Raw genomic sequence first — 15,090 nt, 5'->3', positions numbered from 1 at the left:
GACCGTATTGTGAGACACCGTGGCTCAAACTCAGGAGTGAGACACCGATGGTGAAGGTCTTTCTGGTCGACGACCACGAAGTGGTGCGGCGCGGTCTCATCGACCTCCTCAGCGCCGACCCGGATTTGGATGTGATCGGCGAGGCGGGCTCCGTGTCGCAGGCAATGGCGCGCATTCCCGCCCTGCAACCCGATGTCGCGGTCCTCGACGTGCGACTTCCGGACGGCAACGGCATCGAACTGTGTCGGGACCTTCTGTCCCGCATGCCGGATCTGCGATGCCTGATGTTGACGTCCTTCACCTCCGACGAGGCGATGCTGGACGCGATTCTGGCCGGCGCCAGCGGCTATGTGGTCAAAGACATCAAGGGGATGGAGCTCGCCCAGGCGATCAAGGATGTCGGCGCGGGGCGGTCACTGCTGGACAACCGCGCCGCGGCTGCCTTGATGGCCAAATTGCGTGGTGCAGCTGAACATTCCGACCCCTTGGCGAAACTCAGCGACCAGGAGCGGGTGCTGCTGGATCTGCTCGGGGAAGGCCTGACCAACAAACAGATCGCCGCCAGGATGTTCCTCGCCGAGAAGACGGTCAAGAACTACGTTTCACGCCTGTTGGCCAAGCTCGGGATGGAACGACGCACGCAGGCTGCGGTCTACATCTCCAAATTGGAAAGGTCTCACCGCGACCCCGAGATGTGAGGGCCTGTCACGACGGTCGTACCACCAGGACCGGCATACGCGCCGACTCGGCGACCGTCGAGCTGACGGATCCGAGCAGCATTCCGGCGAAGCCACCGCGCCCATGGCTGCCCAGGACCGTCAGCTGCGCGCGATCCGATTGCTCGAGCAGCTGGTGTGCGGGCCGATCCATCACCAGGACGCGTCTGATCTGAACATCGGGATACTGCTCCTGCCATCCGGCGAGGCGCTCGCCGAGCGTTTCCTCGGCTTCCCGGCGTAGGGCGTCGACCTCGCACCCGGGCAGCTCGTAGAAGCTCATGTCGCTCCATGCGTGGACAGCGACGAGATCCACTCCGCGGCGGGATGCCTCGTCGAAAGCGATCGCCGTGGCGGCTTCCGAGGCCGGCGAACCGTCGATCCCGACGACCACCGGCGCCTTCGAAACCGGTTCGGACATCAGTGGATCCTCGTCATGGATGACTGCGACAGGGCACTTGGCGTGGTGCAGGAGACCCCAGCTGACCGAGCCGAGAAGACGGCGTCCGAAGGCGCCAAGACCACGGCAGCCGACCACGATCATGCGGCCCTCTTTCGACAGGTCGATGAGTGTGGGCAGGACGGCGGCAGTCACCAACTCGGTGGTGATCGACAGGTCCTCGTCGGGGGTGGCCCGTTGAGCGGTTTCCACCGCTGCCGAGAGGTATTCGTGACCCCTTCGCTTGAGACTCTCGGTGACTTGGGGTGGCATGGCCACCTCCGGCCACATCCGCACGGCAGGTGATTCGACGACATGCACGACCTTCAGCGGCACCCGGTGTAACGCGGCCTCCCGCGCGGCCCAGTCGGTGGCAACCCTCGCGGCGGGCGAACCGTCAACCGCGACCAGAATGCCGTGATCGGATGTCGTTGTGGCCATTTCGCGCTCCCTCTCACCGCTTGACGTCAATCCACTTCCATGAACGTATCGCCGTAGACGGTGCTTGCTCCGGAGGCGTTCGTCACCGGTGAAATGGTCGAAAGTCCCTGGACCGAGCCCTGCCACTACGGGGACCATCGACTGATCCACGCTGAGGTCAACCCGATTGGATGTCCAGATGGGACAGCGCTCCGAGGACTTTGCGTTGCGGATGCCTGGTGCGTGTCGGCAGGCAGAGTTGCTCGATGGCAGCGCCGTGGTGATCCGTGATTTGACGCCTTCGGACGCCGAACAGGTCATGGGCCTGTACAAGAGCTTGGACGCCGATGAACGCTACCTTCGGTTCTTCACCATGAATCCGAGGGATCTGCCCGCCTGGGCGCGCGCGGTGACCGATTGTTCCGATACGCAGCGCGCCATCGGTTGTTTCGAATCCGATCGCCTGCTCGGCGTCGCGAACTACGTCGTGTCGAAGGCATCGAACGAAGCCGAGATGGCGGTCACCGTGGCGCACGGCCACCACATGCGCGGCGTGGGGACGCTACTTCTCCACCGGTTGGGCGCCATCGCCAAGGCCAACGGTCTGCAGTTTCTCGTCGCCCAGGTGCTGACCGTGAACAGTCCGATGCTGGAAGTCCTGTCTGAATCCGGCTGGCCCTTTGAGCGGAAGCGAGACGGTACGGTCGGCACCTTCAGAGTCGATCTGTCCGAAATCCGTTGAGTTCGAGCGCTTACGCCAGTGGCGACCCGTCGAGTCGCGCGGCGACGTCGGATACGGCTCGTCGCGGGGTGGGCGGCAGCGGATCGGCACCGAGAAGTCCCCAACCGATCCGCACCAACATCTGCGGGTACAGGTCACCATCGAAGACCTCCGCTCGGACAGCAGCGCGAGTCTCTAACACCTCCAAGGGCTCCGTCATCGGACAACTCGACAGTCCGAGCACGGTGGCCGTTAGGAGGACCACACTGGACGCCTCACCGGCGCGCAGTCGCGACAGGTCGCTGTCGTCGTCTGTGCCGAGGGCGAGGACCACGGCATTGTCGGTCTCCGCCTCGGAGCCCTCCGGTTGCGACAGACTCGCGCCCGCAAACGTCCGTGCCGAGACGCTGCCGTCGGCTTTCGGTGTGCTGCGCGCCGGCACTCCCGCGGTCGCCGCGTATTTGCCGCTCCACGTGGCGAGTTCGGCGGCATAGCCATGGTCGGCCGCATGTCGTCGAGCCGCCTCGCTCACGAGACTCCTCAGCGCGGAAACGTCGTCGACCTGGCGCACCGTCGCCCCGGCCGCGGCCGCTCGGGTCGCGATCAATGCGAGGTCTGCCGGTGCGACCTTCGATGAGCCGTACCGGCGGCGGTCGGTCCGGCGTCGCGGAATGGCCGCGGCGAGCGCGATGTCGGCTTCGGTCGGGTCGTGCCGATGAAGTTCCACAGCCGCTAGGTGATTCGGGTCGTCCGGGTTCGGGAACCGGTGCACCTCGGCGCGCCAGCCCAGGGCGGCGAAGCCGATCTGACAGTGGTTCAGCGAGGCACCGCAGCTGAGCATGAGGTCCCGAGCATCGGGGTCGGTGTGTGGCAGGTGCAGTCGGCGGTCGGCGTACAGGTGGACGCTGCGTTCCCCGGCCCGCCACCGCCACGGTTGGGTGTTGTGCACCGATGGCGCCTTCGCCGCCAGCATCAGTGCGGCACGGATGGTTTCGGCGTTGGGATGGTGTGCGTTCATGCCTATGCGGCCCGGGGTGTGTCGGTGCTGCGGTGCTCATGAGCGACGTCGTGCGCCCTCGACGGCGGGCGCCAACTTACGTATGTCAGATACAGGCCCATGAGCCCCAGCACGACGACCACGCTCCGCCACACTCCACCGGCGTCGATCGTCCGGTTCGCCAACTCGGCGAAGGTCTCCGGGAACGCGAGCAGCAAGACGCCCCGGGCGACCAGCAGCCAGCCCAGGACAGAGACGATGACCGCGGCGGGGCCACGCCACGTCTGGTGCGTGGCGACGATCGCGATCCCCCCGAGGAGTATGAAAGCTCCCATCACCCAAGGCCATACGGCGGTCTGGGTGAACTCGGTCAGCAGGATCCGCATGTCCGGCGTGCGAAACAGGACGACCACCGCGACGATCGTCAGGTACGGGCCCAGGATACGTGCAACGGTTCTCGTGCGGTGGTCGACGGTCGAGATGCTCATCATGTCCTCCAACTTGATCGGAATACGCAGGATCACAGGCTCGCAGCGGCACCGTCCAGGGTGCCGACGACTTCGGTGAGAGGACGCCGCGGCGTCGACGGCAGCGGGTCGGCACCGACGGGCGCCCAACCGATCCGGAACATCATCTGCGGATACTCACGGCCGTCGAAAACCTCGTACCTGAGCGCTTGCCGCGTCTCAGGAACCTCGAGAGGCTCCGATACCGGGCAGCTGGCCAAGCCCATGGACGTGGCGGTCAACAACAGCAGGCTCGACGCCTCACCCGCCCGCAACCGGGAAAGGTCGTCGTCGGCCACAGATCCCAGCGCCAACAGCATCGCGTGATCGTCGGGGGCAGACGCGCCCTGCGGTTGCGCCAACGTCCCGCCGGGAAAGAGACGGCCCGGGAGGGGGGCCGTGGGGTCGGATTCCGGAATGCTGCGCGCCGGTACACCCGACGTCGCGGCGTGCCGTCCGCTCCATGCCGCGAGTTCGGCCAAATACGCATCGTCATGGGTGTGCTGCCACACCGCCCGCGCCACGATTGCCCTGATGTCCAGAGACATCTCGACCCGGCGCATCAGAATCCCCGTCCTGGCGAGCCTCGCCCCGATCTTCGCGATGTCGGCCATCGACACCGGCCACGGGCCGAAGTGGCGGCGGTCGGTCCGGCGCCGCGGAATGGCGGCAGCCAGGGCGATGTCGGCGGTGGTGGGTTCGACGGGGCTCAGTTCAAACGAGGCCAGGTGATCGGGATCGGCGGGGTTGGGGAACCGGTGGACCCTGGCCCGCCAACCCACGGCCGCCAGCGCCACGATGGCGTGATGCAGCGCCATCCCGCAGCTGACCATCAAGTCACGTTCGTCGGCGTCTGTCTTCGCCAGGTGGCGCGACCGGTCAGCGTAGAGATGCAGACTTTCGTTCCCTACCTTCCAGTACCAGGGCTGCGAGTTGTGCACGGAAGGAGCTCGCGTCGCCAGCGACAACACCGTCCGTAGCGTCTCTGCATCGGGAAATTCGGGTGTCGGCGGTTCGGTGGATCCGGAGGAAACAGTCACATGACGAAGGATGCTCCGGCGGCCAGGAGAGAAACAGGGCAAGAAGTCCCCTTATCGAGGTACTCCTGGCCCGCTAAAGGGTGCGGTTTCAGGTGGTCGCCGCCTAGTCGGCGATCGACAGCGCGATGCCGTCGAGGATGTCGTGCTCGCTGACGATCAACTCCTCGATGCCGGCGCGTTCACGCAACGCGTCGGCCAGTTCCTCGACGATGATCGCGCCGCCGCCGATGACGTCGACGCGGCCCTCGTGCATCGGGCCGAGCTTGGCCCGCTCCGCGCGCGGCATCGCGATCAGTCCCTCACACACGCCGAGCAGTTCGGCGAACGGGACCCGCGAAAGGTGAATAGCGTCGGAGTCGTAGACCGGCATCTTGTGCGCCAGCGCCGAAAGCGTCGTCATGGTTCCCGCCACGCCGACCCAGGTGCGTGTCTGTTCGACCGGCACCGCCCGAAACGCCTCCTGCAGTCCTTCCCGCACCACATTTCGCGCGGCGGCGATCTCCTCGGCCGTCGGCGGATCGGAGTGCAGACAGCGTTCGGTGAGCCGGACACAGCCGATGTCGGCCGAATAACCCGCGGTCAGCTCATCGGTGCCGAGCACCACTTCGGTGGAACCGCCACCCAAGTCGACGACCACAAAAGGCGCTGCGGCCGAGTCGAGTTCGCCGACCGCGCCGTTGAACGACAACGCCGCCTCCTCGGTACCCGTGATCACCTCGGCGACGGCGCCGGGCACCACGGTCCCCAGCACCTCCGCCGTCATCGCAAAGAAGACGTCGCGGTTGGCGGCGTCCCTGGTCGCCGAGGTCGCCACCATCCGCACGTGTTCGACCCCGTGGTGGCGCATCAGCTCGGCGTAGTCGATCAGCGCAGCCTCCGTGCGCGCCAGGGCCTCGGGCGCGAATTGTCCTGTGGCGTCGACGCCTTGGCCCAGGCGAACGATGCGCATCTCGCGATGTACGTCGGCCAGCTTGCCCTCGACGAGATCGGCGATCAGCAGGCGGATCGAGTTGGTTCCGCAGTCGATGGCGCCGACTCTACTCATGCCTCCACCTCTCGGGTTCGAGAATGCCGTCCATCGCGGGATCGTCGGCCAGCGCCGCGAGCGCCTCGTCGCCGAAGGGGTTGGTGCCCGGCCCTTTTGCCAACGAGTGGGCGATCAGCACGTGCAGACACTTGACCCGGTCAGGCATGCCTCCGCCGGAGAATGTCGTATCCAGCGATTCGATCGCGTCACGCTCGGCGAGATACGACTCGTGCGCCTCGCGGTACGCCCGCGCCACGTCGGGGTCGTTGCGCAGTCGCTCGGTCATCTCCCGCATCATGCCCGATGATTCGAGCCTGCTGGCGGCGGCGGTCAGCGCGGGATGGGTGAGGTAGTACAGCGTCGGAAACGGCGTTCCGTCAGGCAGTTTCGGTGTAGTCTTGACCACACCGGGTTCGCCGTTGGGGCATCGGTAAGCGATCTCGAGGACGCCGCGCGGCCTGCGACCGAGCTGCCGCTCGACGGCGTCGAGATCTGCGGGATCAACCACCGGGCGGGGGCGGGAGTGGTGGCGGCTGGGGCACATCGGGAGCGGTCGGCGGGACGCCGGGCAGCGGACCGGGTGTGATCCCATGCGGCTCATCGGCGATCGTGTGCCACAGCGCGGTGTACCACGGTTGGTCACGGTAGACGGTCGCGGGCTCGTCGTCCGGTGTGCCCGGCACAGCGGCGCCGGGAGGCAGCTGCACCTGATACGGGATCTCGCCCGGCATGACGAACCCGAGCCGCTCGCGGGCCTGCGCGGCGATGAACACTGGGTCGGCCAGTTTCACCTTCTGCTGTTCGAGGTCGGCGATCTGGGCCCGCAACTGCTGTTCGGTGGCCTTGAGTTGCTTCATCTCCGTGCGTTGGGCGAAGTAGGTGCGTACCGGCCCGGCGATCGTCAAAGTCAGCACGCACACCACGGCGGCGAGGATCGCCGCGCGCCGCGCCGCGGATCCGAATCGTTGCTCGGACTGCTGCTCGGCCGATTCGGCGATGGCTCGCCGGATGACGACGCCGGCTTCACCGGATTTGGCGGACGCGTCGGCCGGCGCCTCGGTTGCCGGACGCGATTCGGTGGCGCGGGGCTCGCGACGTGCCGCGATGCGCGGACGGCCCTTCCCTGCGCCACCGGCCTTACCCGACTTCCCCGGTCGGGAAGTCGGTGACCGACGCTTCGGGTCGGGCCGTTTCGCTTCGGGCACGGTCCGTTACCGGTCTATTTGGCTTCCATCGCGAACCTCGGGAAGGCGAGGTCGCCGGCGTAACGCGCGGCGTCACCGAGGTTCTCCTCGATGCGCAGCAGCTGGTTGTACTTGGCGACGCGTTCACTGCGGGCCGGCGCGCCGGTCTTGATCTGGCCGCTGCCCACCGCAACCGAGAGGTCCGCGATCGTGGTGTCCTCGGTTTCGCCGCTGCGATGGCTCATCATCGTGCGGTAGCCGCTGTTGTGGGCGAGCGCTACGGCGTCGAGCGTCTCGGTCAACGTGCCGATCTGGTTCACCTTCACCAAAAGCGCATTCGCGGCGCCTCTTTGGATGCCGTCCTCGAGCCGCTCCGGATTGGTGACGAAGAGGTCGTCGCCCACGAGCTGAACGCGGTCCCCGATCGCCGACGTCAGCGCGACCCAGCCGTCCCAGTCGTCCTCGGAGAGCGGATCCTCGATCGACACCAACGGATACGTATCGAGCAGGCCCGCGTAGAACTGGCCCATCTGCTCGGCGGTGCGCACCTCGTTTTCGAACTTGTAGCCCTGCCCGTCGGCGTAGAACTCGGTCGCGGCCACGTCGAGCGCGAGCGCGACATCCGAACCGGCCTTGAACCCGGTGGCCTCGATGGCCGACAGGATCAGATCGAGCGCCGCCTTGGTGCCCGCGACGTCGGGCGCGAATCCTCCTTCGTCACCGAGGCCGGTCGCCAGCCCCTGGGCCTTGAGCACCGATTTGAGGGAGTGGTAGACCTCGGCGCCCCAGCGGAGCGCTTCCTTGAACGACGCGGCGCCGATCGGCGCGACCATGAATTCCTGCACGTCGACGCCGGTGTCGGCGTGCGCGCCACCGTTGAGGATGTTCATCATCGGCACCGGCAGGATGTGGGCATTCGGCCCGCCGATGTAGCGGAACAGGTCGAGATCGGCCGCCTGGGCGGCGGCCTTGGCCACGGCCAGCGAGGCGCCCAGGATCGCGTTGGCGCCGAGGCGCGACTTGTCGGGCGTGCCGTCCAGGTCGAGCAATGCCTGGTCGACGAGCCGCTGGTCATCGGCCTGCAGGCCGATGATGGCGGGACCGATCTCGTCGAGCACAGCCTCGACCGCCTTCTCGACGCCCTTGCCGCCGTAGCGCGAGCCGCCGTCGCGCAGTTCCACGGCCTCGTGTTCACCGGTCGAGGCGCCCGACGGCACAGCGGCCCGGGCGAAGGAACCGTCTCCCAACAGGACCTCAACCTCGACCGTCGGGTTTCCCCGGGAGTCGAGGATCTCTCGGGCTCCGACCTGATCGATTGTGGGCACTGGCGTCTCCTTGGTGTCCTCGGTGGTGGGGGCGAGTATTCGCGTCAACCGACGAGCCTAGAGCCTCCCAGTTGGGTCGGCGTGTCTAGAGGGGGTGCCCGTTCGCGTAAGCGGTCGCCCAGTCCCGCACGGTCCGCGCGTACTGATCGGACTGGTTGTAGGCACGCAGCGCGTTCATCCAGCCGCGCGGCGTGGCCAGGTCCTTGCCGGTCCAGCACAGATAGCCCGCGGCGGACAGCGCGGCGTCGTCCATGTTGTCGGCGCTCACCTCGCCGTCATTGTTGGCGTCGACGCCGTAGTGCCCCCAAGTCTCGGGAATGAACTGCATCGGGCCCATGGCGCGAGCGTGTTTGGAATCACCGTCGTTGCTGACCGCGGAGTCGTCGAAGATCTCGAGGTTGCCGTTGGTGCCGTCGAGCCAGACACCCCGGATGGGCGGTTCCACGTCGCCGTTCGCTCCGATTGCGGCGCCGCGGTAGGTGCCGTGGTGGCTTTCCACCTGGCCGATGCCCGCCAGCGTCGTCCACGCCAGCTTGCAGTCGGGGTTCTCGACCTCCGCGACCCGGGCGGCATAGGCGTACGCCTCGAGCGCAGCGACCGGAATACCCAGCTTGGGGGCGCGCTCGGCGGCCCATTCGTGGAGTTGATCGGCCGGGCGTCCCTTGGCGTAGGTGTCGATCTTGGGAACCGGGTCACCAAGCGGCGGCGGCACGCCCTCAGGGATGGGCGTCCCCAGCTGCCACGAGCAGCTAGAAGCCAAAAGCAGCGCCGTCGCACCCACTACAGCGACAGCACGTAGCCAACGCACCGGCGACACCAAACTCCCTCAACCAACCTCGGTCGCTGCCCATGGTCCCACGGGTTCGGGACGTCGCGGCTCAGCGTTGGGAGCGATTCGGGTGGACAAAATGTTCAGCGGCTCAGGACGCGGAATCGGCGACTTCGGCCTCGGCAGCCTCATCGGCCACCTCCGCCTCGTTGGTCTCAGCTGCGTCGTCATCGGTCTCTTCTGTTTCAATCGCGGCGCCGTCGTCATACGTTTCGGCCGTGTCGCCGGAGGGCCAGTGCGAACGCCACTCGTCCTCGGTCACGGTGCCCAACGAGGTCGCGTCGAGTTCCTCGGGCACGTCGTCGCCGCGGCGGTCGACCGCGATCGCCCGCTCCGCCCGCCGCACGGTGTCCATGAACTCGAGAACCGCCGAGCGCAAAACGTTTTCGGCGTCGCTGCCCGCGGCGACCGTCACCGACGTGATCGCATCGGGTATCAGGTCGGCGGGCAGGCCTGCAGCACTGACCCGCTCGATCACCTTCTGCGCCAACGCCAAAGCGGGTTGAGCGGTCGGCACGTCGTCCATCGCGGAGTTGGCCCGCTTCGCCTTCTTCTCGAGCGCCTTGCGCTCCTCCCACTGGGCGAGTTGGTCGTCCAGTGAGATCGGCTCACCCGCGAGCACGGCGGGGACCCGATTGCCCAGCTTGCGTACCAGCGCATCGGCGACGTCGTCGATGCCGAACGAGTTCTGGGGCGCATCTTCGGCGATGCGGGCATGAAAGAGCACCTGCAACAACACGTCTCCGAGTTCGTCGCGCAGCGCGTCGGCGTCGCCGCTGTGCACGGCGTCGAAGACCTCGTAGGTTTCCTCGAGCAGGTAGCGGCGAAGCGAATCGTGCGTCTGCTCGCTCTCCCACGGCCCGGAGGTGCGCAGTTTGTCCATCATCGCGACGGCATCGACGAGCCGCTCTCCGGGTGCGGCCTCGGGTGCGGCGATCACCCGATCGCCCGCGGCCAGCCGGGCCTTGACCGCGGGGTGTTCCGGGTCCGAAGACAGCAGCACCGGCGCGTCCTCACCGTCGTATGCCGGCCGTGCCGACGGCAGCGACCACGGCACTTTGATCGGCATTTCCTCGGTGTACTGAACGTCGCCGGTAAGCAGATCGATCGCGTCGATCGGGATCAGGGCCGGGCGCCGGGGGTCGACCAAAACGACGGTCATCGGGTCACACCCCCTCACGCGTTTTGATGGATCCGCTGAACTCGGTTATACCAACACCTCGTCGGACGCCGAAGTCGGCGAACCCTGCCAGGCGCTGCACGCGCCCCCGGACCGGCGATGGCCGCCCTGCCTGGCGGCAGGACGGCCATCGTGTCCGTGGCTTGGTACTCAGGACACCGGCTCGAACGGATCGTCCGGGAGGACCCAGTGACCCGGCTTCTCATCGAAGAACGGGTTGACGACCCCCTTCACGTCCGGAAGCTTCTTCAGCTGCCCGGGCGGAATTCCGTAGAACGGGTTCGCGACACCGTTGATGAACGGCGAGTTCTTCAGCTGCCCCGGCGGGATGTGCCCGTTCGGGAGCCTGAAGTAGTTGTCCACCTCAGGGAACTGCACGTCGGCCAGGTCCACATCGGGGACATTCACCTTCGGAACATCCACATCAGGGACATTCACCTTCGGAACATCCACATCAGGAACGTTCACCTTCGGGACATCCACATCAGGAACGTTCACCTTCGGGACATCCACATCAGGGACATTCACAGCCGGCACGTCCACATTCGGAGCATTGACAGCAGGAATGTTCACATCGGGAGCATTCACAGCAGGAACGTTCACATCAGGAACGTTCACGCTCGGAACGGGAACCGGAGGCGGCTGCGGGATGTTGATGTGCGGTTGCGCCTGTACCAGCCCTGCGCCCAGGCCAAGCGCGCCGAGCCCGAGTGCACCGGTCATCGTGGTGGTTACTGCCAGTTTCTTGAAGTCCATTCGAAAACTCCTTCGCCTTGCGTCATCGCGACACGCACCGATTCCTCGATGGCATCGTGTGATGTTCGGTTTAGGAAATTGCTCAAACCACCTGTCGTAGGTGATCGACGCCCTCGGTTTGGACGACTCCCTCGGTTCATGGGCAAGCAACACCTTGACCCCCCGATGTGTTGTCGGATCGGCGTGACAGGGCGTTAACAGCGCTTCTGGGTTCCGGGCCGGGTGTGACAGTCCGAAAACACGCCTGAGCTGGCGATCAGCCGACGGAATTCGGGCTCGAAATCAAGTCGACGCTGCCCTGCGGTTTACCGTCCAACGCCAGGACCAGGTCGGCGACCATCTGCACCAATTCGAGGTCGCGGACGCGCGGGGCGCCGATGCCGTTACCTGCGCGCGGAATCGGCACCTGCACCGTCGACGTAGTCGCCCGGTAGCCGGCGCTCGGATACATCCTCTTGAGCCGCAACTGCTGCGAATCCATCAGCTGCAGCGGGGAGAGCCGCACGGTCGACTCCGACACCGAGCTGACCTCGGTGACGCCGTAGGCCTTCAACAGCAACCGCAGACGCGCGACGGCGACAAGGCGCCGAGCGGGTTCGGGTAGCGGACCGTACCGGTCGACGAGTTCCTCGACGACGGCGTTCACCGCCTCCTGATCCGGGGCCGCCGCCAACCTTCGATAACCCTCCAGGCGGAGCCGGTCGCTGCCGATGTAGTCGGGCGGCAGGTGCGCGTCGACGGGCAGATCGATCCGGACGTCCTTCGGTTCCTCCGGTGCGGCAACGGTCTCCCCGTCCGCGGCGGCGCGGTAGGCCTCGACGGCTTCACCCACCAGACGCACATAGAGGTCGAACCCGACACCCGCGACGTGTCCGGATTGTTCGGCACCGAGCACGTTGCCTGCACCGCGAATCTCCAAGTCCTTCATGGCCACTGCCATGCCCGCGCCGAGTTCGTTGTTCTGCGCGATGGTGGCCAGCCGGTCGTAGGCGGTCTCGGTGAGCGGAACCTCAGGCGGATACAGGAAATACGCGTAGCCGCGTTCGCGGCTGCGGCCGACCCGGCCCCTGAGCTGATGCAGCTGGGACAGCCCGAAAGTATCGGCGCGCTCGACGATCAGCGTGTTGGCGTTGGAGATGTCCAAGCCGGTCTCGACGATCGTCGTGCAGACCAGGATGTCGTATTCGCGATTCCAGAACCCCTCGACCGTGCGCTCGAGTTGTTCCTCGGGCATCTGGCCGTGCGCGACAACGACGCGCGCCTCGGGCACCAACGCCGAAACACGTGCGGCCGCTTGGTCGATGGACCGCACCCGGTTGTGGATGTAGAACGCCTGCCCGTCGCGCAGCAGTTCGCGGCGCAGCGCGGCGGCGATCTGTTTGTCGTCGTGGGGCCCGACGTAGGTCAGCACCGGATAGCGCTCCTCGGGCGGCGTGAGGATGGTCGACATCTCGCGGATGCCTGCGAGGCTCATCTCCAACGTGCGGGGAATCGGGGTGGCGCTCATGGTCAGCACGTCGACGTGGGTGCGCAAGGACTTGATGTGCTCCTTGTGCTCGACACCGAAACGCTGTTCCTCGTCGACCACGATCAGGCCGAGGTCCTTCCAGGTCACACCGGTCTGCAGCAGGCGGTGCGTGCCTATCACGATGTCGACGCTGCCGTCCTTCATGCCCTCGAGCACCGCGCGCGACTCGGCCGGGTCGGTGAATCGTGACAGGCCCTTGACGGTGACGGGGAACCCCGCCATCCGCTCGGAGAAGGTCTGAAGATGCTGGTCGGCCAGCAGGGTCGTCGGCACCAGGACCGCGACCTGCTTTCCGTCCTGCACCGCCTTGAACGCCGCCCGCACCGCGATCTCGGTCTTGCCGTAGCCCACGTCGCCGCAGATCACCCGGTCCATCGGAATGGGCTTTTCCATGTCGGCCTTGACCTCGGTGATCGCGGTCAGCTGGTCGACGGTCTCGGTGAAGCCGAACGCGTCCTCCATCTCGGCCTGCCACGGGCTGTCGGGTGAGAACGCATGACCTGGTGAGGCCTGCCGCTTGGCGTACAGCGACACCAGTTCGGCCGCGATCTCGCGAACTGCACGGCGCGCCTTGGTCTTTGTGTTGGTCCAGTCGCTGCCGCCCAGCCGCGACAGCGTCGGCGACTCCCCACCGACGTAGCGGGAGAGCTGGTCCAGCGAGTCCATCGGCACGTAGAGCTTGTCGGTGCCGCCGCCGCGTTTCGATGACGCGTATTCCAGCACCAGGTACTCGCGGCGGGCGCCGCCGACGACGCGTTCGGTCATCTCGACGAACCGGCCGATGCCGTGTTGGTCGTGCACTACTAGATCACCGGCGGTGAGCGCCAGCGGGTCAACGACGTTGCGCCGCTTGGCCGCAAGGCGTTTCCCTTCGGTGGCGGTCGCGCGGTTGCCGGTGAGGTCGGTCTCGGTGATCACCACCAGCTTCGCGCCCGGAATCACGACACCGTCGTGCAGTGGGCCCTTGAGCACGCCGACGACGCCATCCTTGAGTGAGCCGCCGGACTCCAAAAGTCCTGCGGGAACGTCGGATTCGGCGAGCTGCTCGACCACGCGCTGCGCCGTACCGGCGCCGGGCGTCACGACGGCGGCGCAACCGCCGGTCGCGACGTGGGCGCGCAGCATCGCGAAGATCTCACCGATGTTGGCTTGTGAACCGCGCGCCGACGGGGCGGGCCGGATGTCCACCTCGAAACCGGCTTCGTCGGACAGCTGGCTCAGTGTCCACCAGGGATGCCCGCCCTCGCGGGCCGCGGCGCGGGCGTCGTCGAGTTCGACGAAACCCGATGCACCCAGCGCCTCGAGGTCGATCGGGGCGTCACCACCGACCGCTGCAGCCGACCAGGACGCCTCCAGGAACTCGCGGCCCGTCTTGATCAGGTCGGCGGCGCGGGTGCGGACCTTCTCCGGATCGCAGATCAGCAGCGGCATGTCCGCGGGCAGCAACTCCGACAGCGTCGCCAGCTCGGTGGGGCGCAGCAGCGGAAGCAACGCCTCCATCCCGTCGACGGGGATCCCCTCGGAGAGTTTGGCCAGCATGTCGGGCACGCTGCCGGGAAGCGTGTTCTCCTGCGTGGGATGCTCGCGGGCGAGTTCGACGGCCCGTGCACGGACGTCCTCGGTCAGCAGCACCTCGCGGCAGGGCACGGCGATCACGGCGTCGACGCCGATCTCCGGGATCGACCGCTGGTCGGCGACGGAGAACATCCGCATCTCGGAGACCTCGTCGCCCCAGAACTCGATGCGGACCGGATGCTCGTAGGTCGGCGGGAACAGGTCGAGGATGCCGCCGCGCACCGCGAACTCGCCGCGCTTGCCGACCATGTCGACGCGGGTGTAGGCGAGCTCGACGAGCCGTTCGATCAGCGAGTCGAACTCAGCCTCCGCACCGGCTGTCAGCCTCACCGGTAAGACGTCGGCCACGTCGGGCGCCATGGGTTGCAGCAACGACCGCGCGGTGGTGACCACCACCCGCAGCGGCGGCCCGAGCTGGGTGTCGTCGGGGTGGGTCAGCCTGCGCAACAACATGAGCCGCGCACCAACGGTGTCGACACCCGGAGAGAGCCGTTCGTGCGGCAGCGTCTCCCACGAGGGGAACATCGCAACGGCGTCGCCGAACACGCCGCGCAGTTCGGCGGTCAGATCGTCGGCTTCCCGCCCGGTCGCGGTGACGACGACCAATGGTGAAGCCTGCGCGATCGCAGACGCGACGAAGACCCGGGCGGCGGCCGGGCCGATGATGGCGAGATCGGCGGGCTTGTCGGCGGCACGGCGCGAGATCTCGTTCAGGGAGGGATCTCGTAGCGCGAGTTCGACAAGCCCAGCGATCGGGGTTGGGACAGACAGGGTCCCCGATGCGGTCATGATGCCTTCCATCGTAGGCAAGCGCCGAAAAGCTTGCCGCGACGAGGGTTTGCCGGAT

14 protein-coding genes are annotated in these 15,090 nt (G+C 66.8%); 2 read left to right on the top strand and 12 right to left on the bottom strand.

Going from position 1 to position 15,090, the window contains the following annotated elements; translation table 11 throughout:
• Window positions 1–47 precede the first annotated feature (47 nt).
• Window positions 48–698: a hypoxia response regulator transcription factor DosR/DevR gene (dosR, locus tag A5650_RS20065; RefSeq protein ID WP_067089427.1), complete on the top strand. Its 651-nt coding sequence runs from the start codon at window positions 48–50 to the stop codon at window positions 696–698.
• Window positions 699–705: 7 nt separating this feature from the next.
• On the opposite strand, the gene A5650_RS20060 is transcribed toward dosR, so the two are convergent.
• Window positions 706–1,596 (bottom strand): universal stress protein, encoded by an 891-nt coding sequence (locus A5650_RS20060; RefSeq protein ID WP_067295593.1) that lies wholly within the window; start codon window positions 1,594–1,596, stop codon window positions 706–708.
• A gap of 166 nt (window positions 1,597–1,762) precedes the next feature.
• Here A5650_RS20060 and A5650_RS20055 point away from each other — a divergent pair, with 166 nt between their 5' ends.
• Entirely contained in the window at window positions 1,763–2,317 is a 555-nt protein-coding gene (locus A5650_RS20055; protein WP_231992680.1) for a GNAT family N-acetyltransferase, read from the top strand.
• Window positions 2,318–2,327: 10 nt separating this feature from the next.
• Here the strand turns inward: A5650_RS20055 and A5650_RS20050 are convergent, their stop codons facing one another.
• The 11 genes from A5650_RS20050 to mfd all read right to left on the bottom strand — a co-directional run bounded on the left by A5650_RS20050 (window position 2,328) and on the right by mfd (window position 15,032).
• Window positions 2,328–3,314 carry an Acg family FMN-binding oxidoreductase gene (locus A5650_RS20050; protein ID WP_067089435.1) on the bottom strand — a complete coding sequence of 329 codons (987 nt, stop codon included), beginning with the start codon at window positions 3,312–3,314 and terminating at the stop codon, window positions 2,328–2,330.
• Between the two features lie 2 nt (window positions 3,315–3,316).
• Entirely contained in the window at window positions 3,317–3,781 is a 465-nt protein-coding gene (locus A5650_RS20045; protein ID WP_082950852.1) for a hypothetical protein, read from the bottom strand.
• A 32-nt stretch (window positions 3,782–3,813) separates the two neighbouring features.
• Window positions 3,814–4,839, bottom strand: coding sequence for an Acg family FMN-binding oxidoreductase (locus A5650_RS20040; RefSeq protein WP_067295587.1), 1,026 nt, complete (start codon window positions 4,837–4,839; stop codon window positions 3,814–3,816).
• Between the two features lie 103 nt (window positions 4,840–4,942).
• On the bottom strand, window positions 4,943–5,884 hold the full coding sequence (locus A5650_RS20035) for a Ppx/GppA phosphatase family protein (RefSeq protein WP_067295584.1): 942 nt from the start codon (window positions 5,882–5,884) through the stop codon (window positions 4,943–4,945).
• Window positions 5,877–6,374, bottom strand: a complete 498-nt coding sequence (locus A5650_RS20030) for a DUF501 domain-containing protein (protein WP_067295580.1) — start codon at window positions 6,372–6,374, stop codon at window positions 5,877–5,879. The genes A5650_RS20035 and A5650_RS20030 overlap by 8 nt, the downstream gene beginning before the upstream one ends.
• On the bottom strand, window positions 6,367–7,071 hold the full coding sequence (locus tag A5650_RS20025) for an FtsB family cell division protein (RefSeq protein ID WP_067295577.1): 705 nt from the start codon (window positions 7,069–7,071) through the stop codon (window positions 6,367–6,369). Before A5650_RS20025 ends, A5650_RS20030 begins: the two co-directional genes overlap by 8 nt.
• A 14-nt stretch (window positions 7,072–7,085) precedes the next feature.
• Window positions 7,086–8,375, bottom strand: a complete 1,290-nt coding sequence (eno, locus tag A5650_RS20020; RefSeq protein ID WP_067295716.1) for a phosphopyruvate hydratase — start codon at window positions 8,373–8,375, stop codon at window positions 7,086–7,088.
• An 85-nt stretch (window positions 8,376–8,460) separates the two neighbouring features.
• Window positions 8,461–9,192: a lytic transglycosylase domain-containing protein gene (locus A5650_RS20015; RefSeq protein ID WP_067295573.1), complete on the bottom strand. Its 732-nt coding sequence runs from the start codon at window positions 9,190–9,192 to the stop codon at window positions 8,461–8,463.
• A 103-nt stretch (window positions 9,193–9,295) separates the two neighbouring features.
• Window positions 9,296–10,366, bottom strand: coding sequence for a nucleoside triphosphate pyrophosphohydrolase (locus tag A5650_RS20010; protein WP_067295568.1), 1,071 nt, complete (start codon window positions 10,364–10,366; stop codon window positions 9,296–9,298).
• A gap of 168 nt (window positions 10,367–10,534) precedes the next feature.
• Window positions 10,535–11,140, bottom strand: coding sequence for a hypothetical protein (locus A5650_RS20005; RefSeq protein WP_067295565.1), 606 nt, complete (start codon window positions 11,138–11,140; stop codon window positions 10,535–10,537).
• A 256-nt stretch (window positions 11,141–11,396) separates the two neighbouring features.
• The gene (gene mfd, locus A5650_RS20000; RefSeq protein ID WP_067295712.1) at window positions 11,397–15,032 is read right to left on the bottom strand and encodes a transcription-repair coupling factor; all 3,636 of its coding nucleotides are present in this window, start codon (window positions 15,030–15,032) and stop codon (window positions 11,397–11,399) included.
• Window positions 15,033–15,090: the final 58 nt, after the last annotated feature.

Origin of the sequence: Mycobacterium sp. 1164985.4 (genome assembly GCF_001668575.1) — a bacterium.
Classification (GTDB): Bacteria; Actinomycetota; Actinomycetes; order Mycobacteriales; family Mycobacteriaceae; genus Mycobacterium.
This window is presented reverse-complemented; position numbering and strand designations above follow the sequence as displayed.